Annotated in this window: 20 protein-coding genes; 10 read left to right on the top strand and 10 right to left on the bottom strand. The window is 70.8% G+C overall.

Annotated features, from left to right (window positions below):
• The first annotated feature begins 83 nt into the window (after positions 1-83).
• Complete coding sequence (locus tag AB0F91_RS05280) at positions 84-647, top strand: TetR family transcriptional regulator (protein ID WP_360594894.1); 564 nt, start codon at positions 84-86, stop codon at positions 645-647.
• Here AB0F91_RS05280 and AB0F91_RS05275 read toward each other — a convergent pair.
• Complete coding sequence (locus tag AB0F91_RS05275; protein WP_360595170.1) at positions 623-1,516, bottom strand: hypothetical protein; 894 nt, start codon at positions 1,514-1,516, stop codon at positions 623-625. The two genes, AB0F91_RS05280 and AB0F91_RS05275, sit on opposite strands and share 25 nt — an antisense overlap.
• A gap of 214 nt (positions 1,517-1,730) precedes the next feature.
• On the opposite strand from AB0F91_RS05275, the gene AB0F91_RS05270 reads away from it, so the two are divergent.
• The 3 genes from AB0F91_RS05270 (at position 1,731) to AB0F91_RS05260 (ending at position 3,748) form a co-directional block, all read left to right on the top strand.
• The gene (locus AB0F91_RS05270; protein WP_360595168.1) at positions 1,731-2,030 is read left to right on the top strand and encodes a hypothetical protein; all 300 of its coding nucleotides are present in this window, start codon (positions 1,731-1,733) and stop codon (positions 2,028-2,030) included.
• Positions 2,031-2,147: 117 nt separating this feature from the next.
• Positions 2,148-3,017: a dihydropteroate synthase gene (folP, locus tag AB0F91_RS05265; RefSeq protein ID WP_360594893.1), complete on the top strand. Its 870-nt coding sequence runs from the start codon at positions 2,148-2,150 to the stop codon at positions 3,015-3,017.
• Positions 3,017-3,748 carry a pyrimidine reductase family protein gene (locus AB0F91_RS05260; RefSeq protein ID WP_360594892.1) on the top strand — a complete coding sequence of 244 codons (732 nt, stop codon included), beginning with the start codon at positions 3,017-3,019 and terminating at the stop codon, positions 3,746-3,748. Before folP ends, AB0F91_RS05260 begins: the two co-directional genes overlap by 1 nt.
• 149 nt (positions 3,749-3,897) lie before the next feature.
• On the opposite strand, the gene AB0F91_RS05255 is transcribed toward AB0F91_RS05260, so the two are convergent.
• Positions 3,898-4,995 (bottom strand): DNA alkylation repair protein, encoded by a 1,098-nt coding sequence (locus tag AB0F91_RS05255; protein WP_360594890.1) that lies wholly within the window; start codon positions 4,993-4,995, stop codon positions 3,898-3,900.
• On the opposite strand from AB0F91_RS05255, the gene AB0F91_RS05250 reads away from it, so the two are divergent.
• Entirely contained in the window at positions 4,970-5,182 is a 213-nt protein-coding gene (locus tag AB0F91_RS05250) for a hypothetical protein (protein WP_360594888.1), read from the top strand. The genes AB0F91_RS05255 and AB0F91_RS05250 overlap by 26 nt on opposite strands.
• Positions 5,183-5,406: 224 nt before the next feature.
• Here AB0F91_RS05250 and AB0F91_RS05245 read toward each other — a convergent pair whose 3' ends face one another.
• Positions 5,407-6,273, bottom strand: coding sequence for a hypothetical protein (locus AB0F91_RS05245; RefSeq protein WP_360594887.1), 867 nt, complete (start codon positions 6,271-6,273; stop codon positions 5,407-5,409).
• 108 nt (positions 6,274-6,381) lie between these two features.
• Here AB0F91_RS05245 and AB0F91_RS05240 point away from each other — a divergent pair, with 108 nt between their 5' ends.
• A complete protein-coding gene (locus tag AB0F91_RS05240; RefSeq protein ID WP_360594885.1) occupies positions 6,382-7,191 on the top strand; it encodes a response regulator transcription factor in 810 nt (269 codons plus the stop codon).
• Between the two features lie 91 nt (positions 7,192-7,282).
• Complete coding sequence (locus tag AB0F91_RS05235) at positions 7,283-8,809, top strand: AMP-binding protein (RefSeq protein WP_360594884.1); 1,527 nt, start codon at positions 7,283-7,285, stop codon at positions 8,807-8,809.
• Here the strand turns inward: AB0F91_RS05235 and AB0F91_RS05230 are convergent.
• The 5 genes from AB0F91_RS05230 to AB0F91_RS05210 form a co-directional block, all read right to left on the bottom strand.
• Positions 8,806-9,357 carry a dihydrofolate reductase family protein gene (locus AB0F91_RS05230; protein WP_360594882.1) on the bottom strand — a complete coding sequence of 184 codons (552 nt, stop codon included), beginning with the start codon at positions 9,355-9,357 and terminating at the stop codon, positions 8,806-8,808. The genes AB0F91_RS05235 and AB0F91_RS05230 overlap by 4 nt on opposite strands.
• A 70-nt stretch (positions 9,358-9,427) precedes the next feature.
• Positions 9,428-10,465: an LLM class flavin-dependent oxidoreductase gene (locus AB0F91_RS05225; RefSeq protein WP_360594880.1), complete on the bottom strand. Its 1,038-nt coding sequence runs from the start codon at positions 10,463-10,465 to the stop codon at positions 9,428-9,430.
• Positions 10,465-10,977: an SRPBCC family protein gene (locus AB0F91_RS05220; RefSeq protein ID WP_360594878.1), complete on the bottom strand. Its 513-nt coding sequence runs from the start codon at positions 10,975-10,977 to the stop codon at positions 10,465-10,467. The genes AB0F91_RS05225 and AB0F91_RS05220 overlap by 1 nt, the downstream gene beginning before the upstream one ends.
• A gap of 98 nt (positions 10,978-11,075) precedes the next feature.
• Positions 11,076-11,588 (bottom strand): helix-turn-helix domain-containing protein, encoded by a 513-nt coding sequence (locus tag AB0F91_RS05215; protein WP_360594876.1) that lies wholly within the window; start codon positions 11,586-11,588, stop codon positions 11,076-11,078.
• Positions 11,589-11,640: 52 nt separating this feature from the next.
• A complete protein-coding gene (locus AB0F91_RS05210; RefSeq protein WP_360594874.1) occupies positions 11,641-12,036 on the bottom strand; it encodes a cupin domain-containing protein in 396 nt (131 codons plus the stop codon).
• A 52-nt stretch (positions 12,037-12,088) separates the two neighbouring features.
• Between AB0F91_RS05210 and AB0F91_RS05205 the strand changes: the two genes are divergently transcribed.
• Positions 12,089-13,054, top strand: a complete 966-nt coding sequence (locus AB0F91_RS05205; protein ID WP_360594872.1) for a helix-turn-helix domain-containing protein — start codon at positions 12,089-12,091, stop codon at positions 13,052-13,054.
• Here the strand turns inward: AB0F91_RS05205 and AB0F91_RS05200 are convergent, their stop codons facing one another.
• On the bottom strand, positions 13,055-13,639 hold the full coding sequence (locus AB0F91_RS05200; RefSeq protein WP_360594871.1) for a TetR/AcrR family transcriptional regulator: 585 nt from the start codon (positions 13,637-13,639) through the stop codon (positions 13,055-13,057).
• A 68-nt stretch (positions 13,640-13,707) separates the two neighbouring features.
• Between AB0F91_RS05200 and AB0F91_RS05195 the strand changes: the two genes are divergently transcribed.
• Together AB0F91_RS05195 and AB0F91_RS05190 are read left to right on the top strand one after the other, a co-directional pair.
• The gene (locus tag AB0F91_RS05195) at positions 13,708-14,214 is read left to right on the top strand and encodes a GNAT family N-acetyltransferase (RefSeq protein WP_360594870.1); all 507 of its coding nucleotides are present in this window, start codon (positions 13,708-13,710) and stop codon (positions 14,212-14,214) included.
• Positions 14,215-14,358: 144 nt separating this feature from the next.
• The gene (locus tag AB0F91_RS05190; RefSeq protein WP_360594868.1) at positions 14,359-15,633 is read left to right on the top strand and encodes a lytic murein transglycosylase; all 1,275 of its coding nucleotides are present in this window, start codon (positions 14,359-14,361) and stop codon (positions 15,631-15,633) included.
• A 54-nt stretch (positions 15,634-15,687) separates the two neighbouring features.
• Here AB0F91_RS05190 and AB0F91_RS05185 read toward each other — a convergent pair whose 3' ends face one another.
• Positions 15,688-16,068, bottom strand: a complete 381-nt coding sequence (locus AB0F91_RS05185) for a helix-turn-helix domain-containing protein (protein ID WP_360594866.1) — start codon at positions 16,066-16,068, stop codon at positions 15,688-15,690.
• Positions 16,069-16,126 lie beyond the last annotated feature (58 nt).

Below are 16,126 nucleotides of genomic sequence, written 5' to 3'. Positions count from 1 at the left end.
GGACCAAGAGCTACGAACCGGCAGCGCCGAGGCGGGTGACCCGAACCTCAACTCACCGACCAGTTGGTTGGTAACCTGGCCCCATGGCGCGCGACGCGGAACAGACCAAGCAGCGGCTGCTCGAAGCCGCGATCAGCGAGTTCGCCGCATACGGGATCGCGGGGGCGCGGGTGGATCGGGTGGCCGCGGCGGCCGGGTGCAACAAGGCGATGATCTACTCGTACTTCGGCAGCAAGGAGGGGCTGTTCGACGCCGCATTCGATGAGCGGACGGCGGCGTTCTTCGAGGCGGTGCCGTTCGACGCCGGGGATCTCGCGGGGTACACCGGGCGGGCGTTCGACTACTTCGACGAGCACCCGGAGACGTTGCGGCTCTCGACCTGGTACCGGCTCGAGCGGTCGGACGCCGAGCACCTCGCGGCCATCACCGAGGTCAACGACGTGCGCCTGCGGGAAATCGGGCGGGCACAACGCGAAGGCGAGATCTCCGGGCACTTTTCGCCCGTGCAGCTGCTCGTGCTCATCCAAGCGCTTTCCGCGGCGTGGCACAGCACCAACCCGGAACTGGGGCCGCACCTGCCGAGCGCCCGCGCGGGGCGGCGGCAGACGCTCGTCGACGCGGTTCAGGGATTGCTCGCGGTGAAATAGCCGGCGTGGCTTTTCCCGAGAATCAACGAAAAAACAACGGTGCCGGCCAGAACGAGAGACGCCAGGGCCGAGAGCGCCAGTAAGAACCAAGGCGCGTCGAACGGCGGAATTCCCACGAAGGACTCGATGCCGATCACCGCGGTGAGCACGGCGTCGGCCACCACGGCGAGCCAGACGACGCGCAGCCGGGCCCGTTCGGGCAATGCGGTGAAACGCAGCAGCCACGCGAGCCCGGGCAGCACGAGGATCGCGTGCATCGCCACGGCGTGCAATGGCTTCAGCGAACCCGCGGTCGTGTAGGCCAACTCGGGTGAGCCGCCGCGAGCCTCGACGACGCCACGGGCGATCATCACCGCGCCGGTGGCCAGGGCGACCATCAGTATCAGCAGACCGAAGCGCACGGCGACCAGCATGCTCGGTGCCATGCGGCCCGGCGAACGGAAAGCCGCGGCGGTGAAGCCCAGCGCCGTCACCACGATCACGCCGCCGCCGGCCGCGAGCGACATCGACACCACCGTGTCGAAGCCGGTCTCGAAGTTGAAGTGCGACGGGACCCCTCGCCACGCCTGCATCGTCACGAGAACGACCTCCGCCACGCAAGCCACGAGGAACGCGCCCAGCAACGCGGCCCGAGCCCGCGGCCGCAGCGCCAAGTACGAAGTCGCCCACGCCACCGACGCCAGCGTGAGACCGAACGACAACCCGAACGTGACCGCCTTGCGCAGCGACACCGGCCCGAGCCACGTGCCGTCGCCGGCCAGCAGCACCGCCGCGTTCACGACGCCGCTCGCGAAGAGCACGGCCCCCACCACGTACGCGACGCGTTCCACGCGCCTGCCGTCCCGCCAGATGCGGCTCACGGCGTCCATCACCGGCTGAGTCATGACGTCAGTTTGGTGCTGCGACAACGTTTCGTCGTCGGCTCGGTGTTGACACCCGCGTACGCAGATTTACGTACGCCGTCCACGGGGAAAACGCTAAAAAAGGGCTCGTAAAGGACGCATTGCAATTCCGGGATAACGCGTGGGCGTCGCCACTCGGCAGGAGGATGCGACTGCCGTGGGTGAGTTCTACTCTGAAGACATGTACATAGCCTTGCTCGCCTACACGGCGCCTCGAAACGAAGTCGACTATGCTCTGGCAGAACACGCGGAGTGGTTGCGCACGCACTTCTCCCGCGGATTGTTCCTGATTTCCGGAAAAGGGGACACCGACCACGATCAGGTCATTCTCACCCGCCCGTGCGTGCGCGGCAAGCTGGACGCCGTGCTCGCCACCGACCCGCTCGTCGTCCAGCGCCTCGCGCACTACACTGTGATCGAATTCTCCGCCACTCGCACCGCCCACGAATTCCACGCCATCAACGAGGCACTCGCCTCCTGAAGTCGCCGGCCCGGGAGCAGGTGGCCTTCGGCGGTGCCGCCCGCCACCTGCCCGCCGTATCACCGTCGTGCGCTCGCCTATGATCGCGGCAACCGACGTTCCGGTACGGGAGAAGCCATGCACACGCCCGACCTCGTCTTCCGAGGCCGCCGCCTCACCAGCGACCGCGCGCTGGTGATGGCCATCGTCAACCGCACCCCCGATTCGTTCTACGACAACGGTGCGACCTACCTCGAGACCCGCGCGCAGGACGCCATCCGCCGCGCGTGCGCGGAGGGTGCGGACCTCATCGACATCGGCGGCGTGCCGGCCGGCAAGGGCCCCGAGGTCACCACGGCGGAGGAGATCGCCCGGGTGGTCCCGACCGTCGAATGGGCACGCGAGACGTTCCCGGACCTCGTGATCAGCGTCGACACCTACCGCGCCGAGGTCGCGGACGCCGTCTGCCGCGCTGGCGCGGACATCGTGAACGACAACTGGGCGGCCTTCGAGCCCGAGATCCTCGACGTCGCGGCCGAGCACGGCGCGGGGTACATCTGCTCCCACACCAACGGCCTCACGCCGCGCACCGAAGCCGCGAAGCCGCAGTACGACGACGTGGTCGGCGCCGTGATCGACGGCACCACGGAGCTCGCGAAGCGCGCGTTGGAGCGCGGGGTGCCGCGCGAGGGGATCATGATCGACCCCTGCATCGACTTCGGCAAGAACTCCTACCAGTCGCTGGAGCTGATGCGGCACACGCAGGCGCTCGTGGACACGGGCTGGCCCGTGCTGATGGCGCTGTCGAACAAGGACGTGATCGGCGAGACGCTCGACGTGCCCGTCGGCGAGCGCGTGATCGGCACGCTCGCGGCCACGGCCGTCGCGGCACTGCACGGGGCCGCGATGTTCCGCGCCCACCAGGTCGTGGAGACACGACAGGTGGCGGAGATGGTGGCCAGCATCATGGGCACGCGCCCGCCGGCGCACGTGGTCCGGTCGGTCTGATGCGGGAGATCTTCCCCGGCGCGCGCGACCTGGCCGAGGCCGACCTGGAGGCCCTGTACGCGTACCCGGCGCCCGGCAAGTGGCTCGCGGTGAACTTCGTGTCGAGTGCCGACGGTGCCGTCACCGTCGAAGGCCGCTCGGCCTCGCTGTCCACGCCCGCCGACCGCGTGATCTACCGCTTGGGCAACGACCTCGCCGACGTCGTGCTCGTCGGCGCGGGCACCGCCCTGCTGGAGGGGTTTCAGGGCATGCGCCCCGACGAGCACTCCGCCGACCGGCGCCGCCGCCACGGCCTGGCCCCCATCGCCCCGGTCGCCGTCGTGACCTCGGGCCGGTCCCTGCGCCCGGACGCGCCGGTCATCACGAACGCCCTGGTGCCCACCATCGTCATCAGCCACGCCGGCACCGACCCCGACCTGCGCGCCGCCTGGACCGCCGCGGGCGCCGACGTGCTCGTGGCCGGCACGGACGCCGTCGACCTCCGCTCCGCTGTCGCCACTCTCGTCTCCCGCGGCCTCACCCGCATCGACTGCGAGGGCGGCCCGCGCCTCTTCGCGTCCCTCCTGGCCGCGGGCGCCGTCGACGAGCTCCGCCTGACGATCTCTCCCTTCCTCGTCGCGGGCCTCGCCTCGCGCGCGGCTTTCGGCGACACCATCGATCTCGCGCGGCTCCGGCTGGCCTCGGTACTGGAGGACGACGGGACGTTGATGATGCGGTACTTGCTCCGCTGAGAACGCGGCTCGACTGGCCTCGAGCCCGCGACGCCACGCCCGACACGAAGCCGCCGCGCCCCTGTCTCAGCCGAGCAACTGCGCCGAACCACGTGCTCCGAGGCGGCTGCCGCATCGACGACCCTCCACAGTGGAGCAACAGCGTGGACTCACGCCAGCAGCTCGAAATCCGCCTTCCCCAACGAAGTTCCGTTCACCTGGATCTCCAGCGCGTGCGCACCCGGGTGGTAGACACGGGTCGTGATGACGCGGAACGAGTGGGCGCGGGCCAGCAGCAGCTCGGCGCCCGGGTCCAGGACGCGGGTGGTGAGCTTGAAAACCTTCGGCGTGGTGGCGCCGTTGGCTTTGCGGTGGTGCACGACGTAGTCGACGACCAGGTTCATCGGTGCGTCGCCCGTGTTGCGCAGCGTGCCGGTGAACCCCAGCTCGTCGCCGATGGACACCGAGGGCGCCGAGAGCACGAGACCGTCGAAGGTGATGCCGGACGGTGGCGCGAAGCCGAGGAGCGCCAGCGCGCCCGGATCGCCTTGTTTGACCAGGGTGCGCAGGCCGTGGCGGACGAGTTGCGCGGTCTGCTTGTCGTCGGAAGCGTCCACCCAGCGGCCGGCCGCGGCCACCGCCACGTCAGGACGCGCGCGGCTCACGTCGTTGAGGTGGTTGGCGACCGAACGCCGCACGTACGCCGACGAGTCGCGGTGCAGCGCGTCGAGGATCGGCGCCGTGACGCCCGGCCGGGCGATGATCGCGCCCACCCGGCGTGCCCACGGCAGCAGCGGCCGCGTGCCCTCCGAAGCCAGGCGGCGGACGTGCTCCGACGGGTCGGAAGTCCAGGTCAGCACCTTGGGCAACGCCCGGTCGAGATCCGCGTCGAGCAACGGCCGGATGGCGAACTCGGCCGTCAGCCGAGGCGTCAAGGCCGCCAGCAGATCCAACGCGGCGTCGAACGCGACCGGCCCGCCGTCCGCCAGAGCCCGCGCCGAAGCCGCCTCCGAGAGGGGCCAGATCATCCAGCCGGAGAAGGCCTCGTCGGCCAGCGCCCGTTCCACGACGTCCGAGAGCTCGCGATAGCCGCCCGGCAGGTCGGCCAGCAGTGCGTCGCGCACCGCGTCCGTGCGCTGCCGCAGCCCGAGCCCACCCAGGCGGACCCGGCGAAGCTCCCCGAAGGCGACGCCGGGCGCCGCCGCCTCCATCGACGCGAGCAGCCCCCTGACGACCGCGTCGTTGAGCATCTCGTCGGCCAGCGGCATCCGCTTCTCCCCCTTCATCCGCAGCACCGAAGCGCCGCATTCTGTCCTGTCCGGCCCGGATACCAGCGCCATGGAACAGCTGGTCCTGGCAGCCCAGCTCCTCGACGCGGTGATCAACTCCCGCTTCACCCGGTATGTGGAGAGGACCGACAAAAACCGCGCGGACGCCGATGCGGTCGAACGCTGAGGGCCGCCACGTGGACGGCGGCTTGCCCCACCCCGCCTTCTCCGTGCTGCTCAACGGCCAGATCGAGCCCGGCCGGCGCACTCGCCTCCCACCCCGAGGCAATGTTTCCGGAGCCAACTCCGGCCCGCCGTCCGCCAGGCCGCCTGCTCGTGACGCGATCCGCGGCGGCGCCCTGGAGTTATCCACGGATTCGCCGCCGCTTGTTTTCGGGCCTCTGAGACGGGCTAGCGGCGGCTCGCCGGAGTGCTCGTGTGAGCGAACTGCTGTACTGCCTCGTCGGCCTTGTCGAACGCCGCCCGTGCCGCTGAGAGGTCTTTGGCCGCGCGGGCGGCGCGTTCTTCCGCGTCGGCCAGGCGTTCGCGCAGTTCGGCCAGGCGGGCGTCGGCCTGTTCGGCGATGCGTTCGGTGCGCACGAGGGTTCGCGAGGCTTCGGCTCGTTCGCGTGTGGCGGCGGACGCCTTGCGCTGCCACTCTTCGCGGGCGGCGCGTTCCCGTTCGCGGTCGGCGCGGTCCTGTTCGGACTTCTCGCGCGCGGCCTTCTCGTCGGCTTGTTTGCGGCGGGTTTTTTCCTTGGCGGGTGCGGGTTTTTTCTCGGTTTTCTGCTGGGTCTTCCGCTGACCCGACGCAGCGGCAGGCAACGACAGCCACTGGTCCACGTCCTGGTGCGCCACCGACGTCAGCCGCCCCGCCAGCACGAGCCGCGCGACGTCCGGGTCCGCCACGACCGTCTCCAGGGTCTCCTCCACCTCGCGCGCGACGGAGTCGCTCAGGTCCGGCGCGTCGCGCAAGACCCCACGCACCAGCTCGGCCCGCCGATGCGCCAGCTCCCGCAGCTGCTCGCCGGCGAGGCTCGCGTGGGCGGCACGCAGCCGTTCGCCCAGGTCGGCCAGCTCCTTCAGCGCCGAAGAGCCGTCCCGGGCCAGCCGGTTGACGAAGAAGGCCGCGGTCGTCGGCTTGCGCAGCGCCTGGATGCGGCGCGCGAGTTCCGCGTCGCCCGCTTGCTTCGCTTTCTTCGCCGCGGCTGTGCGCGACGCGACGAAGTCCGCGGGCTCACCCGCGTAGAGGTCGTCGGCGACGGTATCGAAATCCACCGCACCACGGAACCACACCGGTAGTCCGAACGCGACGTATCACGTACGGTGGACGCCTCGGCAAAGCCGCAAGCCGCAGGTCAAGCGACAGGTCCAGGGACGGTGCCCATGACGCCATCGGGCAGGCTCGCGCTGACGGCCAGCCCCCTGGTCGCCGGCGCGCTGCAGGCGCTCCAGCGCGTGACCGGGCTGCCGGTCGCGATGGGCGGGCCTGTGTCGGCGGGGTCGCGGACGCTCGTGATCGACCAGCTGCGCGGCACGGCCACGGGCTCGCTGCAGCACCTCCGCGTCGACACCGGCGCAGGGTTGGGCGGCAAGGCCGTGGCGCTCGGGCGGCCCTCGACGGTCATCGACTACCTCAACGCGCAGGGCATCACCCACAAGTACGACCGCGCGGTCGCGCCGGAGCAGTTGCGGGCGATGGTCGCGCTGCCGGTGCGCGTGCGCGCGTCGACGCGCGCGGTGCTGTACGCGGCGACACGCGACTCGATCACCTTCGGCGACCGGATCCTGCGCGCGGCGAGCGCCGTCGTCGCGCGGCTGGAGCGGGACATCGAGGTGGAGGAAGAAGTCCGGCGCCGGGTGACGACACCACCTCCGGGCAAACACCACGACCTGCACGCCGAACTCCTCGCGATCGCCGGTTCGATGCACGACGACGAGGCCCGCACGCGGCTGCTCGACCTGTGCGAACGCCTGCGTCCGGCCGAGGCACCGCCCGGGATCACGCTGTCGCCGCGCGAGCTCGACGTGCTGCGGCTCGTGAGCGAGGGCCACACCAACGACGAGATCTCCGAGCGGCTCGGGCTGCTGCCCAATACGGTCAAGTCGTACCTCAAGCACGCCATGCGCAAGCTCGACGTCAGCAACCGGATCCAGGCGGTGAACCGGGCCCGCGCGGCCGGCCTGCTCGGCTGAGCACCTCCTTTGTGGGGTGGCCGGGTGGTCACGGCGGGGGCATCATCGCCGCACGGGCAGCGCTGCCCGTTCAACGCGAAGGGATCGGCACGTGTTCTACGACCTCGCTGTCCGCGATTTCCTCGACCGCGCGGAAACGGTGTACCCGGACCGGATCGCGGTGGTGGACGAACCCGACCAGCCCGCGGCGTCGTGGGGCGCGATCACCTACCGCGAGCTGGCCCGGCGGGCCCGCGCGCAGGCCGCGAACCTCGACGCGCTGGGCGTGCCCGTCGGTGGGCGCGTCGCGATCGTTTCGCACAACTCGGCGCGGCTGCTCACGTCGTTCTTCGGGGTGTCGGGCTGGGGCCGCATCCTGGTGCCGGTGAACTTCCGGCTGGCGGCGGCGGAGGTGCGCTACATCGTGGAGCACTCCGGGGCCGAGGTCGTCCTGATCGACCCGGAACTCAAGCCGCTGCTCGACGCGGTGACCGCGAAACACGTGTTCGTGCTCGGCGAACACGACGAGCAGATCTTCGGCGGCGACGGCGAACCGCGGCCGTGGACGCCCGATGAATCGGCCACCGCCACGCTCAACTACACCTCGGGTACCACGGCCCGGCCCAAGGGCGTGCAGCTGACGCACCGCAACCTCTGGCTCAACGCCACCACGTTCGCCTTGCACACCACACTCAACGACAACGACGTGCTGCTGCACACCCTCCCGATGTTCCACGCCAACGGCTGGGGCATGCCGTATGCCGTCACCGGCCTCGGCGCGCGGCACATCGTGCTGCGCAAGGTCGACGGCACGGAGATCCTGCGCCGCGTGGCGGAACACGGCGTAACGATCATGTGCGCCGCGCCCGCCGTGGTCACCGCGGCGCTCGACGGCGCCGCGGCGTGGGACGGCGAGATCCCCGGCCGCGACCGCGTGCGGATCATCGTCGCGGGCGCGCCGCCGCCCACCCGCACCATCGAGCGCGTGCGGGCCGAGCTGGGCTGGGAGTTCATCCAGATCTACGGCCTCACCGAGACGTCGCCGCTGCTGACGGTCAACCGCTTCCGCTCGGAGTGGGAGGACCTCGACGCGCACGAGCAGGCGAAGCTCCTGGGCCGCGCGGGCGCGCCGGCGCTGGGCGTGCGCGTGTCGATCGACGCCGACGGCGAGGTGCTCGTCCAGTCGAACATGAACCTCGAGGGCTACTGGGAGAACCCGGAGGAAACCGCCCGCGTGCAGGAGGGCAACTGGTTCCACACCGGCGACGGCGGCCGTTTCGAGGACGGTTACCTCTCCATCGCCGACCGCAAGAAGGACGTGATCATCACCGGCGGCGAGAACGTGTCGTCCATCGAGGTGGAAGACGCCCTGAACTCCCACCCGGCCGTGCGCGAGGCCGCCGTGATCGGCATCCCGGACACGAAGTGGGGCGAGCTGGTCACGGCTTTGGTCGTCACGGACGGCACACCCGTGACCGCCGAGGACCTGATCACGCACTGCCGCCGGCACTTGGCAGGCTACAAATGCCCGAAGCGCGTGGAATTCCTCGACGAGCTCCCGCGCACGGCGACGGGCAAGATCCAGAAGTTCAGGCTGCGCAAGCCGTTCTGGGAAGGCCAGGACCGGCAGGTGAACTAGCCACGGAGTTCGGCCGGGCGATAAACGAGCTGCACCACGCCCTGGCCGAACACCTTCGACCGGTCGAGGGCGAAGTCCAGGTGCGGGCCGTCGGCCGGGAAGAGGCGGCGGCCCGCGCCGACGACGACGGGGTGTTGCAGGAGGACCAGCTCGTCGACGAGGCCGCGGGCGAGTAGCCACCGCACGAGCGTCGCGCTGCCGCTGGTGAGGATGGTGCCGCCGGGGGCGGCCTTGAGGTCGCGGATCGCGGGTTCGAGGTCGCGCGGCAGGAGGGTGCTGTGCTGCCAGCCGACCGCGGTGAGCGTGGTGGAGGCGACGTACTTGCGGACGTTGTTCAGGAACTCCGCGCCCGGGTCGTCCGTGCGGTCGGGCCACGCTTGGGCGAAGCCCTCGTACGTCACGCGTCCCAGCAGCATCGCGTCGGCGTCGGACATGCCGGCGCCGACGATGCGTTCGAGCTCGGGCGTCCAGTGCGACAGTGACCAACGGTCCGGCGCCTCGACGACGCCGTCGAGCGACACGAACAACGTGGAGACGATCTTGCGCATCGGAGGGCTCCTCGTTCGGGGAGCCCCACTATCCCGGAGACAGCCGGGATCGCGCAGGCAAACCGAACGATCAACCCACTTGCCGTACCAGGTCGAGCGCGCGACCGAGCGTCGACAGCCGAGCGTCGAGCGAGTCGCCTGACGGGTAGAGGCGGACCGTGTCCACGCCCGCGTCGCGCCAGACGCGCAGCCGTGTGCGGACCATGTCCTCGGTGCCGATGAGCGTGGTGCCCAGGACCATCTCGTCCGTCACCAGCGAAGCGGCGCCGTCGCGGTCGCCGGACTGCCAGCGGTCGCGGACCTCCGAGGCGACCTCGGCCCAGCCCTGGCGGCTGTAGGCGTCGTTGTAGAAGTTGGTGCTCGCGGAACCCATGCCGCCCAGGGAAAACGCGAGTTCCTTCTTGCGGCCGGCGACCATCGTGCGCAGTTCGTCCTCGTCGGCGGCGAACGCGACTTCCGCGCCCTGGCACACGTCGAGGTCACCGCGTACGCGGCCGGATCGAGCGAGGCCGGCGTCGAGGTGGCTGAAGTACGCCGAAGCGCCTTCGGGCACGAAGCTGGTGCCGAGCCAGCCGTCGGCGACCTCGCCGGTGAGCTCGAGCATCTTCGGCGACAGCGTCGCAAGGTAGACGGGGATGTCCTCGCGTGCCTTCGACGACAGCCGCATCGGCCGCGCCTCACCCGGCAGCGGGATCTCGAAAGCCTTGCCTGAAAAGGAGATCTTCTCCCCCGCGAACGCGCTGCGCACGATCTCCACGGTCTCGCGCATCCGCGTGAGCGGCTTCGCGAACGGCACGCCGTGCAGCCCCTCCATCACCTGCGGACCCGACGGCCCGAGGCCGAGGGAGAACCGGCCGCCGGACATGTCCGCGAGCGTCAGCGCCGCCTGCGCCACCGCGACCGGCGTGCGCACACCGACCTGCATGATCCCGGAGCCGAGCTGCAGCCGCGTAGTGCGCCCGGCCAGAAACCCGAGCACCGACGGCGCGTCGGAACCCCACGCCTCGGCGACCCAGCACACGTCGAGACCCAGCTTTTCGGCCTCCAGCACGAACTCCAGCGTCTCCGGCCAGCCGCCGGAGCCTTCGACCGTGGTCGCGGTGCGCATCAGCGCGCCGCCTCGACGCGGTCCTTGATCGCCGCGACGGTGGCGATCATCGCGTTCTCGAACTCGCGCATGCGCACGAACACGATCTTCTGCTCCTTGTCCGGCATGCGGTCGATGGCGAACGACAAGCCCGATCGCGCCGGCCCCATCTGCATCCACTGCGTGAGCTTCGTGCCGCCGTTCTCGGGCTCGAGCGTGAAGCGCCAGATCGCCGTGGGCGTTTCCGGGTCCGCCACCGCCCACGCGAACACGCGCGGCTCCTCGCACTCGACGATGAACGACGTCGTCGACCACTCGCCGAGCGCGTCGTGCTTGCTGTAGCCCACGAAAGAGCCGCCGAGCTTCGGGCCGGTCGCCCCGCCGCACCACTCGACGCGCTGGAGCTCCGAGCTCATCTCGGGCATGCGCTGCACGTCGGACACGAACGGCCACACCGCCTCGGGAGCGCCGTCGATCCAGGTGGCCGCCTCGGCCGTGGGCTTGTCCGCGTACCGCGCGCCGGTCCACTCCATCGTGGTGCGCCTCCTCAGCTTCGACCGTCAAGATGCCTCTGACCACGATAGTTTCGTAGTGAGACCCTCATGTCAACGCGAGCGCGCGGCACGCGACCTCAGCGCGCGGCTTCCTGCTTCGCGAACCGCGCCTCGACGTCGGGCCGGTGCGCGATCTTCTCGGGGAAGCCGGGGCCGCGGCGCATCCGCGTGTCCTCGGCCGTGAGCGGCTCGCCGCAGTGCGCGCAGACGACCTCGGCGTGCGTGTCGTGGCCGCACTTCTCGTGGTGCGTCGTGATCGGCGGACCGGCCTCGCCGGCGAGCCAGCGGTCGCCCCACGCCGTCATCGCGATGAGGACCCCGAAGAAGTCCTTGCCCTTGTCGGTGAGCACGTAGTCGTAGCGCACCGGCTCGGTCTGGTACGCCACCTTCTCCAGCAGACCCTCGTCGACCAGCCGGCGCAGCCGGTCGGCGAGGGTGTTGCGCGCGATGCCGAGCGCCTGCTGGAACTCGTCGAAGCGCGTGACGCCGTAGAACGCGTCGCGCAGCACGAGCGGCGTCCACCAGTCCCCGAGCAGGTCCATGGTCCGCGCGATGGAGCACGGCCACTGCGCGAAGGAAGTCCGTTTCATGGACGGGAGAGTACGCCGTCTCAGTCTGAAACTCAGCTGTTGGCGGGTGTGATCAGGCGATTTCCCCGCGGTGGCCGACGGTCACGTCCACGTGGCCGGGCACCTCGTCGTGCTCGTCGCCGACCGAGAGCGTGCCCTCCGGCTCCACGAGCAGCACGACCGCGCCTTCCCGCGAAGACGGCTTGTGGAACGTCCCGCGCGGCACCACGAACACCGAGCCGCGCCCCACCGTGACCACGCGCTCGCCGGCGGGCTCCCGCAGGCCGATCTGGATCTTGCCGTCGAGGACCAGGAAGAACTCGTCGGTGTTCTCGTGGACGTGCCACACGTGCTCGCCGGAGAAGCGGGCGAGGCGGACGTCGTAGTCGTTGATGTTCGCGACGATGCGCGGGCTCCACACGGCGTCGAAGCCGTCGAGCACGGTCTGCAGATCGAGGGGCTGGTTCATGCGATCGATCGTCGTCCTGTCCCCGGTTCACCGGGAGTGCTAGGAATAGCACATGTCGCAAGGATCCTCGCACCACGTGGTGATGGTCGTGGGCGACGGCTCGAACCCGTTCGAGATGGGCGTCGCCACGGAGCTGTTCGGCCTGCGCCGCCCGGAGCTCGGGCGGGAGTGGTACGAGTTCACGCTGGCCTCGGCGCGCGAGCACGTGGGCATGCACCTGGGGATGTTCACGCTGTCGGGCGTCGCGGAGCTCGACGCGGTCGACGACGCGGACACGGTGATCGTGCCGAACCGGCCGGATCCGCAGGTCCCGGCGGACGCCTCGGTGCTGGCCGCGATCCGGCGGGCCCACGCGCGCGGCGCGCGGCTGATGAGCTTCTGCACGGGCGCGTTCACGCTGGCCGAAGCAGGTGTGCTCAACGGACTGCGCGCGACGACGCACTGGCGGTGGGCGGCCGAGTTCACCGAGCGCTACCCCGAAGTTCGGCTGGAACCCGACGTGTTGTTCGTCGACGAGGGCACGGTGCTCACGGCGGCGGGCAGCGCGGCGGCGATGGACCTGGGCCTGTACGTGATCCAGCGCGACCACGGCGCGGAGATCGCCAACGCCGTGAGCCGCCGGCTGGTTTTTCCCGGCCACCGCGACGGCGGGCAGCAGCAGTTCGTGGAACGGCCGGTGCCCGTGGTGCCGGACGCGTCGCTGGCGCCGGTGCTGGAGTGGGCGCGCGGCCATCTCGACCGGGCGCTGACCGTCGCGGACCTGGCCGCGCGGGCCGCGACCAGCCAGGCGACGCTGCACCGGCGGTTCCGCGGCGAGCTGGGCACGACGCCGCTGAGCTGGCTGACGGCCGAGCGCGTGAGCCTCGCGTGCCGACTGCTGGAACGAGGTGAGCTGCGGCTCGACCGCGTTGCCACCGAGTGCGGATTCGGGACGGCCGCCAACCTGCGAGCGCGGCTGCGGCGGCACACAGGGCTGAGCCCGTCGGAGTACCGGCGGCGGTTCGGGCCGGCGGCCTGATCAGCCTTCGAGCTCGCGCAGGGCGGCGGCGATCGCGTCGCGGTGGACGGCGGGCGGGTAGGTGGCGGGGTCGGCCGCGGTCAGGACGTTGAGGCCTTCGACCAGGGCGATGAGGCGTTTCGCGGCCCGTTCGCGGCGCGGGTGGGCCCAGCGGGGACGGCACGCGCCGACAAGACGCGTCACGCGGGTGACGAACGAGCGGTTGTGCGCGCGGTGCCGGTCGGCCAGCTCGCGGTCGGCGAGGGCGGCGGCGAGGAAGCCGACCCAGACCCGCGCTTCGTCGGCGGCTTCTTCGGTGAGCGTGGCGGCGTGGCAGAGGACGTCGCGCAGCACGGTGGAGGGCGGGCCGCCGGCGGCTTCGGTGGCGTCGGCGCGTTCGGCGGTGCGCTGGTGCAGCAGGTCGCGGGCGTGCAGGAGCAGGGCCCGCTTGGTCGGGAACGCGTGCATGACCAGGCCCGTGGTGCAGCCCGCGCGCTCGGCGACGGCGCGCACAGTGAGGCCGGGCAGCCCGTCGGCGGCCAGCACCTGCCACACCGCGCCGGACAGCAGTTCGCGCTGGCCATCGACGTCACGCTGTCTTGGCATGCGGGCCTCCGTTTCGTAACATCAGTTACGGTAACATTTGTTCCGAAACCATGGGCCAAGATCTGGGGGTGCCGGTGATCGAGATCGAGCGTTCGGAGTGGGACGCGCCGGAGGCGGTGGCGCTGCGGGCGGCGCAACGGGCCGAATTGGACGCCCGGTACGCGAACAGCGATCACGAAGCCGGCCCGGCGCCAACCGCCGAAAGTATGGCCGTTTTTGTCATCGCGTGGTTCGACGGCGCCGCGGTCGGCTGCGGTGGCCTGCGGCCCCTCGGACCGGGCGAGGCGGAGATCAAACGGATGTACGTCGTGCCGGCCTCGCGCGGAACCGGCGTTTCGACGGCGTTGTTGCGAGCGCTCGAAGAGGAGGCCGTCTCGCACGGCATCACGCGGCTGCTGCTGGAAACCGGCGTCCGCCAGCCGGACGCGATCCGTTTCTACCAGCGCGAAGGCTACGAACCGATCCCGGCGTTCGGGGCGTACGCCACTGATCCACTGGCCCGGTGCTACGCGCGATTACTCCGTTCGGCGCAGTCGTTGGAAAACCGGTCCGAGACCCCTGTTAAGCCCCGGTGAAAATGTCCGATCGGCCAACAACGGATTTAGTGTGAATGGACAAGACCTCGCCGTCTCGGCAGATTTGGCCCAGGCCCTCACAAAAGGCGGCCCTCTTCGGCTAGCTTGACGGAAGAGGGTTCGCAAGCGATTCGGGGAGCGACGATGGGGAAACACCGGCCACGGCGGAGGTCTGTCCGCGGCAAGACGGCAGCCGCCCTCGCGGGTGGCGCGCTCGTGGTGCTGCCGACGGTGGCCGCGTCGGGTCTGCCGGTTCCGCTCCCCGCGCCGGCACCGGCGGCCGCGGGCACCTCGCAGCCGCCGCTGGCCGCACCGTGGCTCCCGCCGAACATCGTGCTCCCGCCGGTCGCCGTCGACGGCAGCCTCCCGCAGCCGCCGAACCCGTTGCCGCTGACCGTGCCGGGCTTCCACGTGAGCACGGGGTCGGCCACACCGTCCGGTCCCCTGGGGATTCCGGGCAGCATGCTGAAGGCGTACCAGAACGCGGCCGACATCATGTCCCGCGAGCAGCCCGGCTGCCACCTCGACTGGCAGCTCATCGCGGCCATCGGGCGCATCGAGTCCAACCACGCGCGCGGCGGTTACGTCGACGCGCAGGGCAACACGCTCGAGCCGATCCTCGGCCCGATGCTCGACGGGTCCGGCCCGTTCGCCGCCATCCGCGACACCGACGGCGGCGAGTTCGACGGCAACGCGGTGTGGGACCGCGCCGTGGGCGCCACCCAGTTCATCCCGTCGACCTGGGCGGGCTACGCCTCCGACGGCAACGGCGACGGCGTGTCCGACCCGAACAACATCTACGACGAGACCCTCGCCACGGCGCGCTACCTGTGCTCCGGCGGCTTGGACCTTTCCAGCGACGCGATGCAGCGCGTGGCCGTGCGGCGTTACAACAACTCACAGTCCTATGTGGACACGGTCATGGCCTACGCGGCGGCCTACCGCGGCGGCGTGTCGCAGCTGCCCGACAGCCAGGTCCCCATCGGGGCGCCCCCAGGCCCGGACGCCATCGCGGCCGCCGCCGGCAGCCCCCTCGGCGACCCGGCCCCGCCGCCGCCCCCGGTCGTCACGCCGCCGGGCACCCCGACGCAGCTCCCGCCGTCGAGCACCCCGAGCGGCACGCCGGCGACCACGCCCACGGACTCCAGCACCACCCCGTCGGACTCCGGCGACACGCCGCCGCCGTCCGACAGCTCGACCCCGCCACCCTCGGACAGCTCGACCCCGCCACCCTCGGACGGCTCGACTCCGCCGCCTGCGGGCAGCTCGACGCCCCCGCCTGCGGACAGCTCGACCTCGCCGTCCGACTCGACGACGCCGACCACCACCACGTCTTCGTCCGGCTCGGACTCGTCCTCCTCCACAGGCTCGGACACCACCACACCTCCGGAGACGACGAGCACCACGCCGACCAGCTGATCCCCGTGCCGTGCGTGGTGGAGCCAGGCTCTGCCACCCACGAGTCCGGATGAGTCAGGAAGCGCGAGCCGCGTTGTAGGCGTCGCGGGCTTCGGTGACCGCGGGCAGCCGGAGTTCGACCCAGCGGGCCAGACCCCAGACCTGCTCGGCGGCCTCGCGACCCATCGGGGTGAGCGAGTAGTCGACGCGGGGCGGGATGATGGGCTTGGCGTCGCGGTTGAGGAAACCATCGCGTTCGAGGGTTTGCAGCGTCTGCGCCAGCATTTTTTCACTCACGCCGCCGATTTCGCGGCGGAGCTCGCTGAAGCGGTACGACCGTTCGAGCAGGGCGGCGAGCACGAGGATGCCCCAGCGGCTCGTCATGTGCTCCAGCACGACGCGCGACGGGCAGGTCGCGCGGTTGACGTTGGGCGCCTCGGGCAGTACTTCGGTCATGTCACCCTCCTCGTTACTCGAACACCAGTACCTTACTCTGAAGCGGGTACTTTCCGAG

The sequence above is a fragment of the Amycolatopsis sp. NPDC023774 genome, assembly GCF_040639695.1.
GTDB lineage: Bacteria > Actinomycetota > Actinomycetes > Mycobacteriales > Pseudonocardiaceae > Amycolatopsis.
The sequence above is the reverse complement of the archived record's forward strand: the minus strand, read 5'-3'. Positions and strand labels throughout refer to the sequence as shown.